General features: G+C 33.4%; 17 protein-coding genes, 1 pseudogene and 1 riboswitch. Of the genes and pseudogenes, 4 read left to right on the plus strand and 14 right to left on the minus strand.

Annotation, left to right across the window (positions count from 1 at the left end; all coding sequences use genetic code 11):
* Window positions 1-68 precede the first annotated feature (68 nt).
* Window positions 69-3854 carry a DUF4922 domain-containing protein gene (locus HMPREF0669_RS10105; RefSeq protein ID WP_084704722.1) on the plus strand — a complete coding sequence of 1262 codons (3786 nt, stop codon included), beginning with the start codon at window positions 69-71 and terminating at the stop codon, window positions 3852-3854.
* Window positions 3855-3874: 20 nt separating this feature from the next.
* Window positions 3875-5173 carry an MFS transporter gene (locus tag HMPREF0669_RS06330; RefSeq protein WP_009227691.1) on the plus strand — a complete coding sequence of 433 codons (1299 nt, stop codon included), beginning with the start codon at window positions 3875-3877 and terminating at the stop codon, window positions 5171-5173.
* A gap of 89 nt (window positions 5174-5262) precedes the next feature.
* Here the strand turns inward: HMPREF0669_RS06330 and HMPREF0669_RS06335 are convergent, their stop codons facing one another.
* The 7 genes and pseudogenes from HMPREF0669_RS06335 to HMPREF0669_RS10445 all read right to left on the minus strand — a co-directional run.
* Complete coding sequence (locus tag HMPREF0669_RS06335; protein WP_009227692.1) at window positions 5263-6438, minus strand: GDP-L-fucose synthase; 1176 nt, start codon at window positions 6436-6438, stop codon at window positions 5263-5265.
* Between the two features lie 20 nt (window positions 6439-6458).
* Window positions 6459-7532, minus strand: a complete 1074-nt coding sequence (gene gmd / locus HMPREF0669_RS06340; protein WP_009227693.1) for a GDP-mannose 4,6-dehydratase — start codon at window positions 7530-7532, stop codon at window positions 6459-6461.
* 12 nt (window positions 7533-7544) lie between these two features.
* On the minus strand, window positions 7545-8612 hold the full coding sequence (locus tag HMPREF0669_RS06345; protein WP_009227694.1) for a mannose-1-phosphate guanylyltransferase: 1068 nt from the start codon (window positions 8610-8612) through the stop codon (window positions 7545-7547).
* Between the two features lie 339 nt (window positions 8613-8951).
* The gene (locus HMPREF0669_RS06350; protein ID WP_009227695.1) at window positions 8952-9773 is read right to left on the minus strand and encodes a DUF4738 domain-containing protein; all 822 of its coding nucleotides are present in this window, start codon (window positions 9771-9773) and stop codon (window positions 8952-8954) included.
* 19 nt (window positions 9774-9792) lie between these two features.
* Complete coding sequence (locus HMPREF0669_RS06355; protein WP_009227696.1) at window positions 9793-11109, minus strand: UDP-glucose/GDP-mannose dehydrogenase family protein; 1317 nt, start codon at window positions 11107-11109, stop codon at window positions 9793-9795.
* Between the two features lie 6 nt (window positions 11110-11115).
* Complete coding sequence (rfbC, locus tag HMPREF0669_RS06360; RefSeq protein WP_009227697.1) at window positions 11116-11661, minus strand: dTDP-4-dehydrorhamnose 3,5-epimerase; 546 nt, start codon at window positions 11659-11661, stop codon at window positions 11116-11118.
* 310 nt (window positions 11662-11971) lie between these two features.
* Window positions 11972-12387: pseudogene (locus HMPREF0669_RS10445) on the minus strand (transposase); the annotation flags it as partial.
* Between the two features lie 342 nt (window positions 12388-12729).
* Between HMPREF0669_RS10445 and HMPREF0669_RS06365 the strand changes: the two are divergent.
* A complete protein-coding gene (locus HMPREF0669_RS06365) occupies window positions 12730-14541 on the plus strand; it encodes a DNA mismatch repair protein MutS (RefSeq protein WP_009227698.1) in 1812 nt (603 codons plus the stop codon).
* 107 nt (window positions 14542-14648) lie between these two features.
* Here the strand turns inward: HMPREF0669_RS06365 and HMPREF0669_RS06370 are convergent, their stop codons facing one another.
* The 6 genes from HMPREF0669_RS06370 to HMPREF0669_RS06395 all read right to left on the minus strand — a co-directional run bounded on the left by HMPREF0669_RS06370 (window position 14649) and on the right by HMPREF0669_RS06395 (window position 21448).
* On the minus strand, window positions 14649-15677 hold the full coding sequence (locus tag HMPREF0669_RS06370) for an iron ABC transporter permease (protein WP_009227699.1): 1029 nt from the start codon (window positions 15675-15677) through the stop codon (window positions 14649-14651).
* Window positions 15674-16801 carry an ABC transporter substrate-binding protein gene (locus tag HMPREF0669_RS06375; RefSeq protein ID WP_009227700.1) on the minus strand — a complete coding sequence of 376 codons (1128 nt, stop codon included), beginning with the start codon at window positions 16799-16801 and terminating at the stop codon, window positions 15674-15676. The genes HMPREF0669_RS06370 and HMPREF0669_RS06375 overlap by 4 nt, the downstream gene beginning before the upstream one ends.
* A complete protein-coding gene (locus HMPREF0669_RS06380) occupies window positions 16801-17895 on the minus strand; it encodes a YncE family protein (protein WP_009227701.1) in 1095 nt (364 codons plus the stop codon). Before HMPREF0669_RS06380 ends, HMPREF0669_RS06375 begins: the two co-directional genes overlap by 1 nt.
* Window positions 17896-17909: 14 nt before the next feature.
* The gene (locus HMPREF0669_RS06385) at window positions 17910-19904 is read right to left on the minus strand and encodes a TonB-dependent siderophore receptor (RefSeq protein ID WP_020967252.1); all 1995 of its coding nucleotides are present in this window, start codon (window positions 19902-19904) and stop codon (window positions 17910-17912) included.
* 51 nt (window positions 19905-19955) lie between these two features.
* A riboswitch (cobalamin riboswitch) is annotated at window positions 19956-20151 on the minus strand.
* Window positions 20152-20195: 44 nt separating this feature from the next.
* Entirely contained in the window at window positions 20196-20891 is a 696-nt protein-coding gene (locus tag HMPREF0669_RS06390; protein ID WP_232236483.1) for a phosphatase PAP2 family protein, read from the minus strand.
* Window positions 20892-20977: 86 nt separating this feature from the next.
* Window positions 20978-21448, minus strand: coding sequence for a PaaI family thioesterase (locus HMPREF0669_RS06395; protein ID WP_009227704.1), 471 nt, complete (start codon window positions 21446-21448; stop codon window positions 20978-20980).
* Between the two features lie 195 nt (window positions 21449-21643).
* Between HMPREF0669_RS06395 and HMPREF0669_RS06400 the strand changes: the two genes are divergently transcribed.
* Entirely contained in the window at window positions 21644-21988 is a 345-nt protein-coding gene (locus tag HMPREF0669_RS06400; RefSeq protein ID WP_009227705.1) for a DUF190 domain-containing protein, read from the plus strand.
* A gap of 227 nt (window positions 21989-22215) precedes the next feature.
* Here HMPREF0669_RS06400 and HMPREF0669_RS06405 read toward each other — a convergent pair whose 3' ends face one another.
* On the minus strand, window positions 22216-23547 hold the full coding sequence (locus HMPREF0669_RS06405) for a DEAD/DEAH box helicase (protein WP_009227706.1): 1332 nt from the start codon (window positions 23545-23547) through the stop codon (window positions 22216-22218).
* Window positions 23548-23556 lie beyond the last annotated feature (9 nt).

The following is a 23556-nucleotide window of genomic DNA, read 5'->3' on the forward strand; positions in this document are numbered from 1 at the left end:
GGAAAAAAAGATAAAACAGGTCTATTTTCATTCGTTTTATATATATTTGCAAGTAAAATAAAACAATGATGATTAACCATATAGATTATTTCTTACCTGGAGAAGGTTTATTAAATAGCCCAGATACACTTATTAAAGTGGCAAATGAAATAGAAATTACCTCTGTTTATGCATTGATGAAAGACGAGCATCTGGGTTCTGAACTAAATAAAAAGAATATAAAAGTTGTTTGTTTTCACGACTTTCTTTCTACAGAAATGCTACATCAGTTAGTTGAGTATGCAACATCTCCATATATCTTGTTAAACCTCAAAAATGCATTTATAGAGTGGGGATATAATGCTCTTTCTAGAATGATTCAGGTAGCAAAGGATACTGAAGCAGAAATTGTATATGCCGATCATTACGACATCATTGAAGGAAAAATACAAAAACATCCTCTTATAAACTATCACATAGGAAGTGTTAGAGATGATTTTGACTTTGGACAGCTTGTTCTTATCAAGACTCAAGCATTGAAAGAATTCCTCTATTCTAGCAAAGAAGAAAGCTATAAGTATGCAGGGTGGTACTCATTCCGCTTGTTTGCTGGAGCTAACAACAAAATTATTCATATTGATGAATACCTCTATACTAAGATAGAAACGGACAACAGAAAGAGTGGAGAGAAGCAATTTGACTATGTGAATGCGGCTTTTAGAGAAATACAAATTGATATGGAAAAGGCTTTTACGGCATTTCTTGATAAACAAAAACTGCTTGTAAACATAGCAAATTATCAGCCCATTCAATTTAATGATTATCATTTTAACCTCGAAGCATCGGTTATTATTCCTGTTTTTAATAGAGAAAAAACTATATCAGATGCTGTTCTTTCTGCCTTAAACCAGCAAACAAGTTTTGGGTTTAACGTGATTGTTATTGACAATCATTCTACAGATGGAACAACAAAGATATTATCTGAACTATCAAAGAGTTATCTAAATTTAGTTCATCTTATACCTGAAAGATTTGATTTAGGTATTGGAGGCTGTTGGAACTATGCAATTAACTCAACTCATTGTGGTAAATTTGCAGTACAACTAGATAGCGACGACCTTTACTCTAGTAGCTCTACACTTCAAAAAGTCATAGATGCTTTCTACAAGCAAAAAGCTGCAATGATTATAGGTAGCTACAGAATATGCAACTTTGAACTAGAAACTTTACCTCCAGGTCTCATCGATCATAAGGAATGGACAGACAATAATGGCAGTAACAATGCTCTAAGAATAAATGGTTTAGGTGCTCCTAGAGCTTTTTATACACCTATCTTGCGTGAAATAGGCTTTCCTAACACTAGTTATGGAGAAGACTATGCCGTGGGATTACGTATTTCTCGTGATTATAAGATAGGTAGAATATACGACGAACTCTATCTATGCAGACGATGGGGAGGAAACTCTGATTCAGCCTTAAGCATTGAAAAGGTAAATGCTAACAACCTATATAAAGACAAAATTAGAACTATTGAGATATTAGCTCGTTTAAATAAGAATACAAGCAATAATAATTCTCTGGTTAATAGTAGCTTAAAAAGATTCTTTAATCAACAACTTTCACATTGGAAAGAAGTTGAAAACCGATATAAAAAGCTTTCTGAAATAGAAATAAAAACCTTAGAAATAGGGGAGAATTATGTAAAATTACAACATAATCCAAGTAGACTTGTATCTACAGGAGCTAGTATTTCTAAAGCAGATATTGAGCAACGTCCTTGTTTTCTATGTAAGAAACAACGCCCAGAAGAACAATTAGTAAAGCAATTTGATAGTAGATTTGAGATTTTGGTGAATCCTTTCCCGATTCTTCCTATCCACTTTACAATCGCATCTACACAGCATCAACCGCAAAGGATCTATTCTAATATTGACGAAGTATATCATTTCCTTTGTGAATTTCCAGAGATGATGTTGTTTTATAATGGACCTCTAAGCGGTGCTTCTGCGCCCGATCACTTGCATTTTCAAGCGGGAACAAATGGTATTTTACCTTTACAAAACGATTGGAATAGGCTTAAAAACGATATAAAACCGCTTGTATCGGTTAATGAACAAGAACAATTAGGTTTTATCAATACATTTATTATTCCTGTTTTTGTCATAAAATATCAACAAAGACAATCACAAGTTGAGTTGTTCAAACTTTTATATAATAGCTTAAAGGCAACACAAGCAGAAACAGAAGAGCCAATGATGAATATCGTTTCTTGGCGAACAGAAAAAGAATTTATAACAATTGTTATCCCAAGAGAAAAGCATAGACCTGAATGTTATTATGCAAAAGATAGCCTTCAGCATATGATTAGTCCTGGAGCTCTTGATATGTCAGGTTTAATTATCACTCCTAGAAAGGAGGATTTTGAAACGCTTTCAGCTACAGAAGCTGTTAGTATTATTCAAGAATGTGGTTTTACAAGTGAGAAAGCAAATCATATATGCGATGTAATCGAAAGAAACAAACATTTGAAATCCACTTCTTTATCAACAGAATTGTTATCTGAACAGCCTACTATCTCTGTAGGAATTCTTTGCGACAAACAAATAGATATTATTCTAAATGATGTTTATACAGCCAAAGGACAATCAGCCCAAGGCATACAAAGTCTTATTTTTGATGATGGAGGAATACTTTGGAATGATAAGAATTATCAAGAAATTACTTTCCATCCACAAACTTCTAATGCTTCATTTACGCTAAAGAATGTTTCAATAGGCATCAACTTCCACTGGGAAAGAAAAGAAGAACAAACCTTTGAAGGCGCTTTAAAGTTGATAATTGATTCTGATAAGATATGGGCTATCAACATTTTACCTCTAGAAAATTATCTATCTTCGGTTATTTCTAGCGAAATGAGCGCAATGTCATCATTAGAATTACTGAAAGCACATTCTGTTATTTCAAGAAGCTGGTTATTAAATCAAATCGAAAAACATAACCAATCAAAAAGCGAACAGAGCAACAATTTCTTTTCATTTACAAAAACTGATAAGGAAATTGTTCGTTGGTATGACAGAGAAGACCATTCTTTATTTGACGTTTGTGCCGACGATCATTGTCAAAGATACCAAGGGATATCAAAAGGAATTACTCCTAATGTAGCTAAAGCAATTAAAGAAACAACAGGAGAAGTATTGCTTTCAAACAATGAAATATGCGATGCTAGATTTAGTAAATGCTGCGGTGGTGCAACAGAAGAATATCAATATTGCTGGGACAACAATTCTAAAGATTATCTTATTGCACTGAAAGATGACAAAGAAGGCGCAGAAATTGATTTAACTTCTGAGTCAACCGCACATCAATGGATAGTTGATTCTCCTGATGCTTTCTGCAATACAACAGATAAAAAGATTCTATCTCAAGTATTAAAAGATTACGATCAAGAAACAAAAGATTTCTATAGATGGGAGATTAGCTATTCTCAAGAAGAACTAAAAGAACTCATTAATAAAAAACTAAATAGCGATTTAGGAGATATTATGGACATCATTGCTCTAGAAAGAGGTAAAAGTGGACGTATTTATAGATTAAAGATAGTTGGTTCTAAGAATGAACTGATTATAGGAAAAGAGCTTGAAATTCGTAGAGTTCTTAGCAATTCTCACCTTTATAGCTCTGCTTTCATCGTTAACAAATCTGTAGGTTCCAACAATGTTCCAACTTCTTTTACTCTTAAAGGAGCAGGGTGGGGACATGGAGTAGGATTATGTCAGATAGGAGCAGCAGTGATGGGAGAACAAGGATTTGATTATAAAGAAATCTTACTACATTACTATAAGAATGTAGAGATTAAGAAAATATATAATAAATAATTTGAAACCTTACAATAAAAGTGAAACAACATACTATACACTACAATCAATTGAATAATAAAAGTCCTTGGGGATGGGTGCCAACTCTATATTTCTCTGAGGGGCTTCCTAATATATTAGTTGCAGAAATATCCGTGTTAATGTACCAACAGTTAGGACTTAGCAATGAACTCATTGCCTTTTACACGAGTTGGTTCTATCTTCCTTGGGTGATAAAACCTTTCTGGAGTCCTTTTGTTGAATTACTAAAAACAAAAAGATGGTGGATTATTGCTATGGAACTGTTGCTTGGAGCATCGTTTGCAGCTATGGCCTTTAGTATTCCAACCACCTTTTGGTTACAATCAACAATATGCTTATTTTGGATAATTGCATTCTCAAGTGCCACTCATGACATTGCAGCTGATGGCTTTTATATGCTTGGTTTAAGCGAACACGACCAGGCTTTATTCGTTGGAATACGTAATACATTCTATCGAATATCATCTATCTTCGGTAAAGGCTTCCTAGTATTCCTTGCAGGTTCATTACAAGTTCTCTTCAGATGGCAAATTCGTTTCTCATGGAGTATTATCTTTTATATCGTATCTGCCTTATTTATAGCAGTTTACCTCTATCATCTTAAACAACTTCCTACACCAATAAAAGATCAAAATAACAATAAAAAAGATATAAAAAGGATAGGGAGAGACTTAATAGAAACTGTTTCTAGCTTCTTTAAAAAGCCCTATATCACTACAACAATATTGTTTTTATTATTATATAGATTCCCTGAAGCTTTATTATCTAAAGTTTCCATCTTGTTTCTTAGAGACTTTAAACATGCAGGAGGCTTAGGGTTATCACCTCAAGAATTCAGCTTAGTGTATGGAACAGTGGGTGTTATAGGCTTACTTGGTGGTGGAATTATAGGTGGATATTTAGTGAGTAAAGATGGACTTAAGAAGTGGTTATGGCCTATGGTGATTGCTATTACAGTTCCTGATGCCGTATATATTTACCTAAGTTATTATCAAGTAGATGGGTTATGGCTAATCAATACATCTATCTTTATTGAGCAATTTGGTTATGGTTTTGGTTTTACTGCCTATACATTGTATATGTTATATTTCTGTAGAGGAAAGTTCCAAACAAGTCATTATGCTATTTGTACAGGATTTATGGCTGCATCTATGATGTTACCTGGAATGGGTTCAGGTTGGTTACAATCTATACTTGGATATCAGAACTTTTTCATTTTTGTATTGATTACTTGTATTATAACTTTCGTAGTTACATATTTTATTAAGATAGACAAGGGCTTTGGTAAGAGAAGATAAAATCATTTGTCATGAATAAATAGATCTTTTATAATATTTTATCTATTTATCATAATGTTAATTATATACTATTTATAAAAAAAGAATACTTATAATCTTTTTAAGTCTTGTTCATACCAATTGAATAAGCGTTGAACACCTTCTTCAATCTCTACACTATGATGCCAACCAAGTGCATTTAGCTTTTCAACACTAACCAACTTGCGTGGTGTTCCATCAGGCTTTGATATGTCAAAACAAATTTCTCCACTAAAATTAACAACTTTCTTAACTAAGTAAGCTAAGTCTTTTATTGTTATTTCTTTGCCTGTTCCAATATTTATATGACAATTCCTAATTTCTCCTAGAGATGGTATTGCTCCTCCTCGCCCTACAGTTTCGTTTCTATCAACAATACCATCAACCTTTGAACCATAGCAAACCGAAGAGTATTTATCTATTCCTATAATATCTTTAAAGTTGACATTCAATAGCAAATGTACACAAGCATCAGCCATATCTTCACTCCACAAGAACTCACGCAAAGGCGTTCCACTACCCCAAAGCTCAACTTTATTATCAGAAATACCATACTTTTTCAATGTAGATAAAATCACATCTTTATCGCATTCACCATTAACTCCAACCACAGGGCGTAAATTTAAGTCTTGTTTTATCGAACTCCAATCATTCTCATGAATAAGTTTTGCGAGATAAATCTTACGCATCATTGCTGGCATAACATGACTATTTTCTAAATGGAAATTGTCGTTTGGACCATAAAGGTTTGTTGGCATTACTGCAATATAATTGGTTCCATATTGCAAGTTATAGCTTTCGCACATCTTTAAACCTGCTATTTTTGCGATAGCATATTCTTCATTAGTATATTCAAGTGGTCCTGTTAATAATGAATCCTCGGTTATTGGCTGTGGAGCGGCTTTGGGATAGATACATGTAGAGCCTAAAAATAAGAGTTTTTTTACACCATATTTATATGCCTGTCCTATAACATTGCACTGCATTTGCATATTTTGCATGATGAAATCAGCACGATATATAGAGTTAGCCATAATTCCACCAACAAACGCTGCAGCAAGAACTACCACCTCAGGACGTTCCTTCTCAAAAAAAGAAGCAACACTACTTTGGTCTGTTAAATCGAGTTCAGAGTGTGTTTTACCAATAAGATTATGATAACCTCTATTCTTTAGATTTTTCCAAATTGCCGAACCAACAAGTCCTCTATGCCCTGCAACATATATTTTGGTATCTTTCGATAGCATATTTGCGATATTATTAGGGTTTAATCTTTATGATGTAACTTATCAACATACTCTAAATCGTGTTGCACCATCAATTGAACTAACTCTTTGAAAGATGTCTTTGTAGGATTCCACCCAAGCTTTTCTTTCGCTTTAGAAGGGTCTCCTAAGAGCTGTTCAACCTCACATGGACGGAAATATTTAGGGTCAACTTCAACTAAAACTCGATTAGTTGCAATATCAATACCACGTTCTTCTACTCCACTTCCCTCCCAACGAAGTTCTATTCCAGCTTCTTTAAAAGCCAAATCACAAAACTCTCGTACAGTATGCATCTCGCCTGTTGCAATCACAAAGTCATCTGCTTCAGGTTGTTGAAGCATTAACCACATACATTCTACATAGTCCTTTGCATATCCCCAATCACGTCTTGCATCCAAATTACCTAGATATAATTTATCTTGATAACCCTTTGCTATGCGTGAAGCAGCAAGAGTTATCTTTCTAGTTACGAACGTTTCTCCTCTACGTTCACCCTCATGGTTAAATAATATACCATTACAGCAATACATACCATAGCTTTCTCTATAGTTTTTTATAATCCAATAGCCATATAATTTAGCTACTGCATAAGGAGAACGAGGATAAAATGGAGTTGTTTCTCGTTGTGGAATTTCTTGTACTTTACCATATAATTCAGATGTAGAAGCCTGATATATGCGACAAGTTTTATCAAGTTGACAGATACGAACTGCCTCTAATAAGCGTAAAACACCAATTGCGTCAGTATCTGCTGTGTATTCTGGCACATCAAAAGACACCTTTACATGACTTTGTGCAGCTAGATTATAGATTTCAGTAGGACGAATTTCACCAATAATTCTTATCAAAGAAGAAGAGTCTGTCATATCTGCCCAATGCAAATTAACAAGTCTTTTCTGCTTCATATCTCTCACCCACTCATCTAAATACAAATGCTCTATACGAGCAGTGTTAAAAGATGACGACCTTCTTAATAGTCCATGAACTTCATATCCTTTATCTATTAGGAACTCTGCAAGATGAGATCCATCTTGACCTGTAATTCCTGTAATAAGTGCTACCTTTCGATTCATTGCTGTCTTTTATCAAATTTCATCACTAAAGTGTCTGATTCGTTGTTCTTCAGACATCTTACATATTAATAATTTACCATCTTGTTCTGCCACAATATATCCATCTAAGCCTTGAATAATCACTTGTTTAGCTTGTGTTGTGTGGATGATACAATTGCGAGATTCAAATAATTTGATATTATCTCCAATACAACTATTTCCATAGAGATCGTTTTTTGTATGCATAAGGAGCGCTCCCCATGTTCCAAGATCACTCCAACCAAAGTCTGATGGAAATACAAATATCTCATCAACTTTTTCCATAATGGCATAATCCACAGATATATTCTCGCATTCTGGATATCGTCTATCAATTTCTTCTTGCTCTTTTTCTGTTCCATAGATGGGCAACATTCCTTCAAAAATCTTGCTCATTGCTGGCTGGTAAATACGGAATGCATTTACAATTGTACTTACATTCCAAATAAATATCCCTGAATTCCAAAAATAGTTATTATGTTGAATATACTCTGTAGCTGTTGCTAAATCGGGTTTTTCACGAAAAGAATCAACTCTAAAGATTTCATTATTAAGCGGAGAACCTAAACGCAAATCTGCCTGAATGTAACCATATCCTGTTTCTGGGCGTGTTGGTTTCATTCCAAGAGTTACGATAGAATCGGTTTCACTGGTAAATTTCAAAGATGCTGTGATAACTCTTCTAAACTCATCTACATCGGTAACTATTGCATCACTTGGCGCAACTACAATATTTGCTTTAGGGTCTTTCGACTTTATTCTCCAGCTTACATAGGCTATACATGGTGCTGTATTTCGACGACAAGGCTCTAATAAAATATTAGACTCGACAAGTCCGGGAAGCTGCTCCTTTACTAAGGATAAGTATTTACGATTGGTTACAACCCAAATATTTTCTTTGGGGCATATACCACAAAATCTATCGACCGTCATTTGTATTAAAGTGCGTCCAACTCCTAATACATCTATAAATTGTTTAGGTACATCTGCAGTGCTCATAGGCCAAAACCTACTGCCTACACCACCTGCCATTATCACTAAATGATTATTATTGTGACTCATAGGTATCTCTTTTTTATAATCTACAAATATAGTATAAATAATCTAATTATAGAAATTTAATAGCTGTTTTATTCTACAACTACGATGAACAAAGGTTCTTAGATTGATCTCCTTTCGCTTATAGCAATGTTTTACTTATAACCAAAATTATTCTCTCTTTTTAGTTAGGTCTTAAAAGCAATGCTTTTGTCAAGTAAAATCTACCTTTTTAGTATTCAATTACTATGCTTTTACCTCTACAAAACAATGCTATTGGGAATAAATATTTATAGTATTCAATCAATAGAATAATTAAATATTTTTATTTATTTCAATATTTCTCAGATAAATAAAATGATATTAGTTTTCAAGCAATGATACTCTAGATATTTTATTTTGTGTTATGACCATCTCAAGAATATAACTTAACGGACTATCAGGAATACTTAAGGTGACTTTATAATGCAATTGTCCTTTATCGGTTTTATAAAGAACAATATCATTTAATATGCTTTGCCTTAAGAACTGCTTAGGGATATACTTTCTAAAGTCGTATTTATAAAAGTCTTTTGAAAACATTTTCTGATAACCTTTAAATATACTTATATGTATAATATTATCGTAATAAATATTATCAACCTCTACTCCATCATCGTTATATTTTGTTGTGACCACTTTATAACTTGTTGGATTAATTTGAGTATAGCTGTGATATTTTTCTTGCCCAATATTAATAATAGTGTCGGCCTTTATTAATTTATGCTGATTAATCTGCATAACCGAATGATGTTCAAACTCATATATGTTTGAAGGGTCGTTACTTTTTACTAAATGAACAACCTCACCATTGCTATTTTTAAATTCAAAAACATGCTCACTCTGCTTTATAATCGGATATTTAGTTATATTTGAGCTTAATAAAACAAATGAATCTTGTTGTATTTTGAATGCAACTGGAACGCTTAAAGAATCGGGATAAAAGATAGAGTCACCCAAAACACGGAACGCAATGTCTCCATCATCGTCATTCATCCATATTCCTTGTAATAGTTGTTTGGCTTTTTTATCTTCTGAATTATCTATTATTTTCGCATTCTTTCTGTCGGAACAAGCCATTAAAACAAAGCATGCCAATAAAATAAAAGTAATTCTTCTTATGACTTTATTTATAGATAACCGCATTATTATTAACTTTTAATCTTTAACATCCTATGCAGTGATATTCAAATCCAACACTCTCAAGCTCTGATCTATCGAAAATATTACGTCCATCGATAAGCAAAGGCTTGTTCATTATCTTAGAAACGACATCCCAAGAAGGCAATCTAAACTCCTTCCATTCTGTTATTAATAAGATAGCATCAGCACCCATTGCAGCATCATACATATCTTTACAATAGTGAACAATATCTCCTATACGACGTTTACACTCATCCATAGCAACAGGATCGTACACTTTTATTGTGCAACCTGCCTTTAAAAGCAAATCTATAACAACCAGAGCAGTAGAATCTCTCATATCATCTGTATCGGGTTTAAATGCTAATCCCCAGATTGCTATTGTCTTTTTGCCTAGTTGTTCCTTATCATATATCTTGCAGAGTTTATCAAAAACGACTTTCTTTTGCAATGCATTTACGTTCTCTACAGCCTTTAAAACTTGTAGATTATAACCATTATCGTCTGCCGTTTTGATTAATGCTTTGACATCTTTAGGGAAACACGAGCCTCCATATCCACAACCAGCATATAAGAATTTACGTCCTATTCGGGTATCACTACCTATTCCTGCACGCACCATATTGATATTTGCTCCTACCAATTCGCATAGGTTAGCAATATCATTCATAAAAGAAATACGTGTTGCAAGCATTGAGTTGGCTGCATATTTTGTCATCTCTGCACTTGCAATATCCATGAAAAGAACTCTAAAATTATTAAGTAAGAAAGGTTTATAAAGACGTGTTAGTATTTCTTTTGCTTTTTCGCTATCTACTCCTACCACAACTCTATCAGGACTCATAAAGTCCTTTATGGCATTACCTTCTTTCAAAAACTCAGGATTACTAGCAACATCAAAAGGTACATTAACTCCTCTTTCATTTAGTTTTTGTTGAATAATGTGCCTTACCTGCATTGAAGTTCCAACAGGAACTGTACTTTTAGTTACAACAACAACATATTTATTGAGGCACTCTCCTATAGTTTCTGCCACTTGATAAACATACTTTAGGTCTGCACTTCCATCTTCGTCGGGAGGTGTACCGACAGCAGAGAATACTATTTGTTGTTCGTTTAGTATCTTAGCTAACGACGTTGTAAACTTTAATCGTCCTGCTTTTATATTCTTTAAGACAAGCTCATCAAGTCCAGGTTCATAGATAGGAATATCTCCTTGCATCAGTTTTTGAATTTTTAATTCATCAACATCAACACATGTAACCACGGCTCCAGTCTCTGCAAAACATGCTCCAGAGACTAAACCGACATAACCTGTTCCAACAACTGCAATTTTCATATCTAATTAATCAAATACTTCTGCGTCTTTCAACGATGTGCCTTTTAAATCTTTTACACTAAAAATCAAACCATCTTTGATAGGCCAATTAATTGAAACACTATCATCATTCCACATTAAAGTTGCCTCTTTCTCTGGTGCATACACATTATCTACCTTATAACAGAATATTGCTTCAGGACTTAATACTAAGAATCCGTGTGCAAAACCACGTGGAATAAATAATTGACGTTTATTGGTTTCGCTTAATTCTACTGCTACATACTTTCCAAAAGTAGGCGAAGAACGACGTAAATCAACTGCTACATCTAATACGTTTCCTTTGATTACACGAACAAGTTTAGCTTGCGCTGCATCTCCTTTTTGATAATGTAGTCCACGCAAAACACCATAACTAGATTTCGATTCATTATCTTGAATAAAGTTAATCGCACCTATATGTTCTGTAAAACTTTTGCTATTCCATGATTCAAAGAAATAACCTCTGTCATCATTAAATACTTTTGACTCTATTATCCAAACACCTTTCAGTTCAGTTTCTGTGTATGTCATTGTTCTATTACTTATTAATAAGTGGATTAGAATTATTATTCTAACCTTGATTTAACTCTAAAACACCGCAAAATTTGAATTTTTCGGGTGTAAATAGATTCTTACTATGCAAAGGTAGTTTTTTTAATGCAATCAACAAAATGTTTTTTTAATATTGCTAAAGAGCTAGATTCAACTAAAAAATCAACTATATTTACATATTCAAGCAAAAAGTATCAAGTGATGTTCTAAATGGCAATATTTTCTTAACCTTCATTTATTTTATATTGATATTCTTTGATTGATTTATTTTAATGTGAATTCAACGAATTTATAATAACGCAAGCTGTATGTCGAAAGTCCTTCGTACTTTAATGCACTGCTTCTTTGGAAATAGGTAATAGCTGGTATGAATCTAATAATTTAGCGATAAAATTGTCAAAGCATCTATATCTAGAATGTCTGCTTGTATAATATCCTCAAGTTCATCATTCTACATTCCTATAATATCTCTTTTTTTGAGTTGGAGTCTGTCAGATACACTCATTAAAGCTCCTTGCATATTACTTTATATGACTAGCCATATAAAGTACTTCAGTAACAAAAAGTCTTTGGAATAGATACTTTCCTATATATATCTTATCAGCAAATATCTTACAATATATAAAATGTATAAACAATTTGTACTCTAAAGGTTTACGATTGTCAATACATAAAAACAAGAAGTTCTCCTTTCTCTTTGCAAATCTTTACCTCTTTAGGCTATGAGATGTGTACTACTCTTCCAACAAGAAATAAAATTGTTCAAAAGTGATGAATCTTACTATCTCTCCCCTCTTATTTTATATAAAACTCTTTTTCTCTTGTCCTTTTTCTTCAATTAAAAGGATAACTTTCACCCTATAAAAGCATAGACTTTGCCTTCTAATCACATTGCTTTTTAACCACAAACTTAATGCTTTTACAACACTATAATAATGAGTAGTATCTTCAAACGTTGCAAATCTCTCCCCTATAATTGTATAATTCTTTATTATTCAATATCTTTGTACAATCAAAACAATTATAGTCACCTTATAAAAAACATAAATGATTGATCCTAAACAGTATTATAAAGCACAACAGCTTGAACATAGAAATATTTTAAAAGTATTACAGAAGAAAGAGTTCAATCTTTTTATTGGTAGATTATTTTTAGGCTTTTCCTCTTTATCTCTACTTATATGGGGATTTTATACCAAATCAATAGGACTTGGTTTAGGTGGCGTTATCTCATTGTTACTGTTTATTGGTTGTGTATATTGGTATAAAAGTAATCTCAATAAAATTAAACAATGCAAGCAAATCCTTAAAGCTGTTAATAATGAACTACTCTATTTCAAAGGAGAATTTACGGCATACAATGGAAAAGACTATGTTTCTGCCCAACATCCATTTACATACAATATCGATATTTTTGGCGAATCGTCTTTGTTTCATCGCATCAACAGAACTATAACTCAAAGTGGATCTAAGCAATTAGCCTCTTTCTTATCGAATGTGGGATGCGGAAAGCATGATATTTTACAACGACAAGCAACCCTTGATGAGCTAGAAAAGCAGCACGACTACTTAATTCATCACAAATCAATTGATGAAATAGAAAGTAAAAAGATTCGTTTTAGTGCAGAAAACTACTCTTCTATATTTAATATAAGGACATTAAGTTTCATCATGTCTTTATCTCTTTTCATTCTAATAAGCTGTTGGGGAAATCTTTTCACATGCTTGTTTTTAGGAAAATCACTCATTCTACCTATTTATATTCTTGCTAGTATTATCTTCATCAATGGAATAATTAGTACATTTTACTTTCAAAAGGGAAATAAAATCATACTAAAACTCAAGCAGTTAATATCTTTATCTGAAAGTTATGCCCCTATTATATCTTTAAATACAGCCATAACATTTAAAAGTAATACTTTAAAGGAAATTCAATCAGCCTTACTACTACATAAAAAGAATTTGAAAGAACTCAGCACGATGAATGAATTTCTTGGCTTTAGGAATAATGTTATTTTGTGGATGGTTAGTAATACACTTTTCCTTCTTGATGTATTTATTTTTATCAAGTTCATAAAATGGGAAAAGAAAAACTTGTCAGAACTTCACGATTTAGAGGACACTATAGGATATTTAGATGCTTTAATAAGTTTAGCAACATATAATTTTAATCATCCTAATGCTGTAACTCCTCAGATTGTAACCAGTGGTTGCATATCAGGAAAGAACATCTATCACCCATTTATGACCTTTAAAGAAGCCATAGGAAACGACTTCACTCAAGAAGAAAGTATAATTACAATTATTACTGGTGCAAATATGTCTGGAAAGAGTACCTTTTTACGCACCATTGCTCTCAATATTGTACTTGCAAATACTGGCTGTAAAGTGTGCGCAGAGTCCTTTCTGCTTAATGCTTCAATCAAATTGTTTACAAGTATGCGTACTCAAGATAATATAGTTGCAGGCAAATCCTATTTCAATGCAGAGATAGACAGATTAGAAAGTGCTATAGATTATGGAATGAAACACCCTTCTACATTGTTTATCTTTGACGAAGTTTTAAAAGGAACCAACTCAGAAGATAAACTATTAGGTTCTATTAATCTACTAAAATTCTTCTCTCAAAAACAATTTATGGTAATTATTGCTACGCATGACCTAGGAGTTACACACCTAGAAGAGGAGTTTGGCAGTGATAAGTATATCAATTATTGTTTTGAAATAGAACTAACAACTCCTATTTTGTACTCTTATACAATCAATAGAGGTATTTGTAAAAATAAGAATGCATCTTTTATTGTCAATAAGATGCTGGAGTCAAAAATAAAGATGAATAATGATATAGAAGAAAAATAAATCTTTCTTTCAAGAAACATCCTTTCATTGAGTTATTGAATTCACTTCAATAACTCTTTTTTATGTTGGACTTTCACACTAAATTCATTTTCTTGCACCATCAAGAATTACGAAAATCGTTTTAGTTTAAACACAATTACATATAAAACGATGGGGGCACCAACCAAAGAAGTAACTGCATTAAGAGGTAAAGTTCCCCTTTCACCTGGCAAAACACACAAAAGATTACAGAATAAAGCCATCGCCACCCCTGTAAAAAGGGTTAAAGGCAATAGCCATTTATTGTCTTCAGAACTAATAACTAAGCGTACAAGATGCGGAACAGCAAGTCCAATAAAAGATATAGGACCACAAAAAGAAGTAACACTAGCAACAAGTAGACCTGTAACGATTAATAAAGTACTGCGCAAGGTTTGCACCTTTATACCTAAATTACGGGCATATAACTCTCCTAAAGAAAAGGCATTTAAAGGCTTTATCAAGAAAAATGTACTGATTAAAACGGGTATAATAAGTAGTGAAAAGAGTGGTATTTGCTCTAAAGTAACACTATTAAAGCTACCCATTCCCCACAACAAATACGACCGAACACCATCGTCTGTAGCATAAAAATTAAGAAGTGTGATGGCTGAAGACGTTAAATAGCCTATCATTATACCAATAATCAATAGTACAATGGCATTGCGAACAATATTTGAAAACAATAAGACGATTAATGCAATAGTTATTGACCCCACAAAAGCAGCTATCAAAACAGCAGCATAACCACTTGCTGTTAAACCGCCAAGAGTGATGTTTCCGCCCATCATAAGTAGCACTAAAGCAACTCCGAGTGCTGCTCCTGAATCAATTCCAAATAGAGATGGACCTGCCAAAGGATTCTTAAATGTTGTTTGAAGCAACAAACCTGATGTCGCAAGAGATGCGCCACATAATATAGCAGTTATAACTTGAGGAAGTCGAAGATTATAAATAATATAACTACTTGCTTGCAATTCATTAGAACTGTCACCACTCAAAATAGCCATTACATCACTAAAAGAAATGTAAACACTACCCACAAGAATGTTCAAGACTATCAATAAAGGAATAAAGATTGCAAGAACGATGCTATATGTATAAAGCTTTGTTTTCAAAGTTTCTTGTAATATTTTAATTGATTTGCCTGAAAATGGTTCGGGTGAAGCATGATTATAAAGTCGTGAAGGAGCCAATCTGGACGGAAAGGAGTCTCTTCAAAAAATGGAACTTTAGAGGCATTACAAGCATAAATAGCTCCATTCACAACCACTTTAAGAGCCTTATATCGGTCATTCTCTTTCAATAAATCACCTATAGTCATATCTTTCTCACCATTATAAGTAAACGCCCACACCTTTGCTTGCTGTGTTTTAGCAAATACTTGTTCAAAAGTTAAGGGAATAGAACCTGCCTTCTCATTATCAGAAAACGAATAAATACCATTTGCATCCTTTATTAATTGTGCAATAGTACTTGTTCCTCCAGGACAATACCATGTGCTAGACATCAAGCGTTCGGTAAATATTTCGTTCTTGGAATGAAGCTGATGAGCCATAATGGTTTGCGCTTTATAGTTTCTTTCCACCTCATCAAATAAAATTTCTGCAAGTTCTTCACAATCAAAAAACACGCTATATACCTTCATCCACTCTGCTCTTGCCAACGAAGAAGATTCCATATAGTCGGCACAAAAAATGATAGGAACACCTAATTTATCTAAGTTTTGATAGCTTCCTGCCTGCTCATAGGGAGAAAGGAACAAGGCATCGGGTTTTATTAAAATAAGTTTCTCGATATTAGGTTGAAACTCTTCGCCTGCATCAGCAATCTTTCCTCTTTTAATCTCTTTTTCTATTATAGGTATATGAATATACTTTCGTCCTAAAACAGCAGAAATATTGTTTGTTTGTTTTAATTGATCTAAAAGATAACAATGAGCTGCTGTAGACATTACACATCGTTCTAAAGGAACTGAAACCTTTGTTCCTTTGAGAGAAGAAGGTATCTTTTGAACTTTATCTCGGGTGTAAAGAATATATCGTTGCAACAACTTTTCACCCTTCCAGGGATTCTTTATGTCAACAATTGTATAATCCTGAAAACGAATAACATCAACTCCACGAGCATATTTCAATTGAAGTGTATCGCCCACTTCTGTAAGTTCTCGTTGTTTTGAGGAATTACATGAAGTGAACAACACACTCAATATAACTATAATACAATAAATAACAGAATGCATTATCTTAAGAATACTACAGTATTAGGATTGATACCGCCTGCACTAAACTTATTAATGTAAGTACCATTTTTATCAAAATGATAAACAACACCATTACTAACATAGTCTGTTGTACCAATATAAAAGCTTCCATCAAATGAATTTCTTGTAACCATATACACGGTGTTAGAATGCAACTCTGTAGGAGCTTTTTTCAAATTCCATGTACTTGTTTGTTTAGTATCGCTATTATATACCGTGAAACTATTTACATCTTGAGAGATTGCAGCAGATTTATTCTTCACCATATAAAGTAAATTATCTACAGCAAGCACCTTATCTACTTGTGCAATGAGTTGATATTCAAACTTATTTAAGTCATAAGAATAAACTTGTCCATAATAAGTTGACCAGTCTGCGCTGTGATATAACGCAGTGATATAAGTATAATTACCAGTAGAAACAATACTAGTAGGATTGTAAGGAGCTGGATGTGTTGTTGAAGTTTTAAACTGTTGGATATCAATTGCAGATAAAGTATTTCCTTCTCCATATCCTGAATTAACACAATAGAGTTTTCCTTTAGATTCAATTATTTGCTCAGGATTAGCTCCAACCTTTACACTATCTTCAAGAGTTAATGTCTTTGCATCGAAACGAGCAACGTATCCGCCATAACATGTAACATAAAGTTTATTGTTAACAGCCACTACTTTACGTGGAGCACCAATGGTATTAAACTTCTCGAATGCTGCCAATTGAAGTCCAGCACCACTCAAACGTAAAAGTCTTTTTGAGTTATTCACCACAACATAGATATCTCCATCATAAGTAATCATATCATTTGCAGTGTCACCTAACTTCTGTTTGTTTTGTGTTTCGTAGATATCTGCATTAAAAATGGTGTCGTTTTGAGGATTAAAGAAATAAAGGTGAGAGTTGTTTTTACCAAAACTTCCTTCGCTAAGAACAAAACCTCTGTATGAAGGTAAATCCACTTTAGAATCTTTTCTCCATTCTTCCATTCCATTACTATCATCTGAACATGCGGTGAAAAGAGACAAAGAACTTACAAGACACAAGGCAAAAAGCCATAAAATAGTTAATTTTTTCATCTATTAAATTGTTTTTATAAAGTTAAAGATGTCGTGAATCGCATTTGACGACCAGGCATCGGATAATATTTTATAATATCATATTGTTGATTTGTGATATTCTGTAAAGTGAGAGAACACATCATTTTGACTTGCTTCAACATAAAATCTTTACTAAAAGTCACGCTATGTTCGGTAAAAGGAGCAAGTCTGTATTCACTTGTTTGTTGCATCATACTATAACGTTCGCTATTAGTAGACATGCTATAACCAACGCTTAACCAAGGCAATTGAGCAACAAGCGTGCAATGAGCACTATGTCTTGGAGTGTAAGGCAATTGCTTATTGAAAGAATAAGTTGCCCTATCACTTCTGTCTAATGCCTGTTGTTGCGAATAAGAAAGAGTTCCTTGTAGAGAAAAAGATTTGGAAATAAGTAGAAAAATGTTCGTTGTAAAATCTAATCCATAGATATTTACTTTTCCGAAATTAACCATTTTCCATACATATAGTGATGGGAAAGCAACCAATTTGTCTTTCACCTTATTATAATATACATCTACTGTAGTCTCTATTTTCGCTTTATTACAAAGCAATCCCTTATAGGTCAATCCACAATTCACCATCATTGCTTGCTCTGGGCGAAGCTTCGTGTTACCAAACTTCAAATAATAAAGTTCATTAAATGATGGCATTCGATAGCAACTCTTCAACATTAATCGCATCAACAAACTATTATTAGGAAGCAAAGCATAGGACATTGCTAATGAAGGAGATAGATTGAATCTTGTAAGAGTAGATGAACTATTCTTTGTTTTTTCGCTACTAAAAGATGAAACGAGGGTTCCTTCGCTTTTAAAATGCTTGTAATGGCATTTTAAATTGAGTGCTGTTAAACTTGTAAAGCGAACAGGGTGCGCTGTTATAGCAGCACTCTCAAGAAGTTTATTCAAAGAGAAATCCTGTGAAAGAGATAACGTCAAAGCTGAAGAAAGCGTGTAAGCAAAGGCAGAAGAAAGATAGAATTCGTTCTGACAATTCATTTCTTTCAACATTCCTGTCGGATATTTACTACCCAAATCTACATATTTATTTCGAGCATAACTATAGTTTAAGATTGCTTTCATTTGCATTCTCTGATCTAAGAGTAGTGCTTTAAAATTCGTTTGGAATGCAAAATTATCGTCCCATAATCGCTCTTTAGCATCGTGATTATACAAAATCACTCCACCAGGAAGCCCTCTTTCTGAATGATAATAATTGACTTTGGAATGTAATAAAACTCCTTCTTTAAACAAATGGAAAAGGTTTAATTCTGAATTAAGAGAAGAAATATCATCGTTTTGGCGTTTCTCTTTGGTTATTAACCTTCCATTTTTCAAAATAAAAGGATAATCACCCTTACTCTTGATATATGTAATATTAGCTCCAATTGATGTCTTGGGACTTATTTTTTGCCACAAACGAAAAGATGGTTGATAGTAATTAAAAGAACCAAAAGTTAGACTTCCGTTGACACTTGTATTCTTATTCGAATAGAGAAAGGCTTTTCCATCAGTCTCAATCATTAGTATTCCAGCAGAAGCATAATGTCTTGCGGTTTGCAATAAAGCACTACTATGCCCTAAAGCCACACTTGTTTGAGCCACTCCATCTGTGGTAAATCGTCCTATATCAATCTGTCCTGCTTGTAAATTGCTAAGAACTAAACCATCATAACTAACTGCTGTATGATGAGAAGATAGTCCTCTAAGACTAATTGTCTTCAATCCGCCCAGTCCTCCATAATCTTTTACAGCTACACCAGCAAAGTACTTTACCGCATCTGATATGCGATGAAATCCCAATTGCTGCATTTGTTGGTTATCAAAGGTCTGTATGGGCAGTAAAGCAAGGGCATTAATGGGTTTTTTACTACCATATATCTTGACTCCTTCGAGCTGATATGTGGTAGTAATACTATCGTTCTGTGCATTAATTGACAATACACACAAAAAGAGAAAGAAGAGAATTAGACCCTTTCTTAACATATTGTATTTCCACAAAAATATGTTTTTGATAGTCTTCCTCGAGACGAATCAAAACTTAAAAAGCATAATGGCAGGTCTTCTGACTTTGCAAAACGAAGATAAACGTCTTCCCAATTATATCAGTGACATAGTGTTTATTTCGTAATAATTATTGCTTACAGCAGCGGGACTGTTCAAGACTTTCACTTGATTCCCTTTTAATTCGTCTATCCATATCATACAGAATATCTTGCAATTCTTTACGTATTATTAAGTCGGACGAAACCATTTGCATTTGCAAAAATACAATATTTATTTTGAAAGACGTATAAATTCGTCCTTAGCTTTTTGCAATTGTTTTATAAAAGTCTTATCAGCATGTAAACGAGCCACCGCTGCACTGCCTGCAAGACGAGCATAATCCACATCGCTTTGATAATGAAACCCAGCTATAACCCTACTCTCTCCTATTTCATATCCACGTTTAAGGATTTCCTCTTGTCGTGTAGGATTAATCTCAGAGAGCACTAATGCAATTCCCCAACCAGTGGCAGAATGTCCTGAAGGATAAGAACCAGTATTACGATAATGTGGTTCTTTAGCAGGAATAGAGGTCAACTCGTGGAATTGAACGAATGGACGTTTGCGCATATAGTAATGCTTTGCCGTTTGAGTTGCATATCCACAATCTGAGTTTAACAACGAAAGAAGATAGAATATCTGTGGAGTTGCGGTCTGAGATATTTCTAATCCAAAAACTTCAGAGAACTGTCTTGCCAACGACTCTGCTGTTTGTGTTGCATCATCAATAGCTTGTTCTCCTCTTTTTGTATTTCTTATAGACTTTCCCCACTGATATCTTGAGAAGTCATTGAGAAATGCAACACTAGAAGTATCAGGTGGAGCAGGAAGGTATTTCACACCATCTGGAAGCTCTTTAACACTTAAAAAAGAAGGATACTTATCGTTCTTTTCTTGTGAAAAAGCCACATTTGGACTACTAGCCATAAAACAAAGTGCTAGCATTCCCACCATTTTATTTTTCAATATCAATTCCATTCTTAAATTATTAATAAAGTATAAGTAAGTTTTCATTATTCATCTTCAATTTCACATTCGGTAAATCCCATTTCGGTTGCACGTTTCTTATCGAATGTAAAATAAGTTGCAACACCATTAACGCACACTTCATGATTCTCATTTTCAATACGAGCTTCTATCTTTACAATGTTCCTTAGAATCGAAGAGATATGAGAGCGTACGATAATTACTTTTGAAGAAGAGAGTATTGGTTTACGATAATTCACCTCTAATTTACTTGTTACGCCTGTTGTTTGTATCTTTCTCAGTACAACCCAACCTGCAATCTCGTCTATTATCGTACTTAATATTCCTCCATGCATCACACCAACCCAGCCTTGATAGTGATCATTGGGATGCCAATATGATATAATCTCATCGCCTTCCTCATAAAATTCCATCTTTAAACCTAATGGATTATTGGGACAACACCCAAAGCAATGATAGTCTTTTTTAGATAACCAAGGGTTCTTTATCTTCTTCATACCAAATTATGATTTAACATTTCTACTTTTACAACTGTTAATTCTTAACATAAAGATACAGTTTTTATTCCATACTGCAATACAAAAGTACTTATTTCCATTAGAATACCTTTTTTTATACCTTTAATTCTACAAAGTATAGGGTATTTTTGTAATTTTGCAATAACCACTATAAACCTACAAACAAGTCAAGTTATGAACGACAAAGCGAAAATGATAAAGATTTATATAAGTAATACAGACTTATATGAAGATGAGCCTTTATATCATTTTTTAGCTCGAATGGCCAAAGAATTTAATATGGCTGGGGCTACAATTTATAAAGGTATTATGGGATATGGATGCAGTTCTTCAACAATATTGCATTCACATTGGGAATTTACAGATAAAGTACCTATTACCGTTGAGATTGTCGACAATGAAGAAAAGATTCACGATTTTCTCAATAAAATTAAGCCTTTACTTCAAAAAGAACCAGATGGTTGCATCATAACTACACAAGATGTTGAAGTTGCACTCATTACTTTAGACTCAAAGTAATACATCACGTTTTTTTACTTTAGATACTTTTACACATAGCCTTTCCAAAATCAAGAATAGGATATGTGCCAATTCTTTTTACATCTAATAATAACTATATTACATATAAATAAAACGATAGTACCCTTTTCTTTCATATAAATAGGAAATAACGAGCAAGTCTTTATTTGATTAAGTATTGGTATCTCCTTATATATTATAATAGTTTTATCATATAAATCATATTTCTACTTTATTTGCTCTACTATAGTCTTAAGACCTTTTATTTTCTCATTTTTAAGTATTGCAACAAGAGTTTCAATTTTTTTCCTTGATACTGCAGCGTAACAATATCTTTCTCCAACATCGATACGTCCTACATCCTCTTTGCTTAAATTTCCCTTTTTACATAGAAAGCCTAAGATATCTCCTTTGCTTACTTTATCCTTCTTTCCTTTACCGATATATAAGGTAGCCATTGTGGATTGAGGAACTAAAGAATTTTCTTCTTGACATTCAAAAAGTGCAGGTAAATCGTTAACATAACCAGGAATGGTTTCTTCTGGTGATAAAATAAAGAAGTATTTACCTACATTATTCCATCTCGCAGTTCTACCAATGCGATGAATAAACGTATCTTCTGTATCAGGGAGATGATAATTAATTATGTTATTTACGTCAGCAATATCAAGTCCTCGAGATGCTAAATCGGTTGAAACAAGTATATTGTTTGATTTATTCGAGAAAAGAAAGAGTGCTACCTCACGTTGTTTTTGTTCAAAACCACCATGTAAAGCACTTACACAAAATCCTTCTTTAGAAAGATATTCATACACTCTATCAACACTATCACGATGATTCAAGAAAACGATAGAACTTTCATTGCCAAGCGATTTCAATAAGACAGAAAGTGCTTCAAGCTTATCTTTGCTAGAACTTGTTATGTAATAAGGTTCTATTCTATCCGTTGGTTGGTTTTCTTCATCAAGAAAAAGCACCTCTTGAGTATTGTTTTTACGAGCAAAGAGATATAAATCGGGAGAGTTTGTTGCAGACAATAAGATCCTACGGCGCACAAAAAGAAGACTATCTACAAGTATTGTCATCTCCTTTCTAAATCCAACTTTAAGACACTTATCAAACTCATCAATTACAAACGTTTTAACATTATCTATTTCAAAGTTATGTTTATCAATATGATCATTTAATCTTCCAGGCGTACCAAAGATAATTTGGGGCTTTAATTTATTGATTTCCCTATGTTCATCCATCGTTGCTCGACCTCCATAACAAGCGTAAGCACGAACCTGTTTGAGTGCTCTTTTAAGGATATCAGTTGTTTGTATTGCCAATTCTCGACTGGGAACAACTACGATTACCTGCACAGAATCAGACGAAAGATCTATCTTTTCAAGTATAGGAAGCAGATAAGCTAATGTTTTTCCCGTTCCTGTTGGTGAAAGAATGACAATATCTTTTGATGTTTCATTAATGGTTTTATAGGCTTCTTGTTGCATTTCATTCAAAGCCTTAATGCCCAATTTATCTAGAAAACGTTGTAAATAATCTTTATACTCCATTGACTTTAT

This window comes from Prevotella sp. oral taxon 299 str. F0039, assembly GCF_000163055.2.
Lineage (GTDB): Bacteria > Bacteroidota > Bacteroidia > Bacteroidales > Bacteroidaceae > Prevotella.

What these genes read in the sequence shown, in the direction of transcription:
- HMPREF0669_RS06335 (WP_009227692.1), bottom strand. Translation starts at nt 6,438, where the DNA reads ATGCTATCGAAAGATACCAAAATATATGTTGCAGGGCATAGAGGACTT.
- HMPREF0669_RS06390 (WP_232236483.1), bottom strand. Translation starts at nt 20,891, where the DNA reads ATGGCTAGTAGTCCAAATGTGGCTTTTTCACAAGAAAAGAACGATAAG.
- HMPREF0669_RS06385 (WP_020967252.1), bottom strand. Translation starts at nt 19,904, where the DNA reads ATGTTAAGAAAGGGTCTAATTCTCTTCTTTCTCTTTTTGTGTGTATTG.
- HMPREF0669_RS06365 (WP_009227698.1), top strand. Translation starts at nt 12,730, where the DNA reads ATGATTGATCCTAAACAGTATTATAAAGCACAACAGCTTGAACATAGA.
- HMPREF0669_RS06395 (WP_009227704.1), bottom strand. Translation starts at nt 21,448, where the DNA reads ATGAAGAAGATAAAGAACCCTTGGTTATCTAAAAAAGACTATCATTGC.
- HMPREF0669_RS06355 (WP_009227696.1), bottom strand. Translation starts at nt 11,109, where the DNA reads ATGAAAATTGCAGTTGTTGGAACAGGTTATGTCGGTTTAGTCTCTGGA.
- HMPREF0669_RS06405 (WP_009227706.1), bottom strand. Translation starts at nt 23,547, where the DNA reads ATGGAGTATAAAGATTATTTACAACGTTTTCTAGATAAATTGGGCATT.
- HMPREF0669_RS06350 (WP_009227695.1), bottom strand. Translation starts at nt 9,773, where the DNA reads ATGCGGTTATCTATAAATAAAGTCATAAGAAGAATTACTTTTATTTTA.
- HMPREF0669_RS06400 (WP_009227705.1), top strand. Translation starts at nt 21,644, where the DNA reads ATGAACGACAAAGCGAAAATGATAAAGATTTATATAAGTAATACAGAC.
- gmd (WP_009227693.1), bottom strand. Translation starts at nt 7,532, where the DNA reads ATGAATCGAAAGGTAGCACTTATTACAGGAATTACAGGTCAAGATGGA.
- HMPREF0669_RS10105 (WP_084704722.1), top strand. Translation starts at nt 69, where the DNA reads ATGATTAACCATATAGATTATTTCTTACCTGGAGAAGGTTTATTAAAT.
- HMPREF0669_RS06380 (WP_009227701.1), bottom strand. Translation starts at nt 17,895, where the DNA reads ATGAAAAAATTAACTATTTTATGGCTTTTTGCCTTGTGTCTTGTAAGT.
- rfbC (WP_009227697.1), bottom strand. Translation starts at nt 11,661, where the DNA reads ATGACATACACAGAAACTGAACTGAAAGGTGTTTGGATAATAGAGTCA.
- HMPREF0669_RS06375 (WP_009227700.1), bottom strand. Translation starts at nt 16,801, where the DNA reads ATGCATTCTGTTATTTATTGTATTATAGTTATATTGAGTGTGTTGTTC.
- HMPREF0669_RS06345 (WP_009227694.1), bottom strand. Translation starts at nt 8,612, where the DNA reads ATGAGTCACAATAATAATCATTTAGTGATAATGGCAGGTGGTGTAGGC.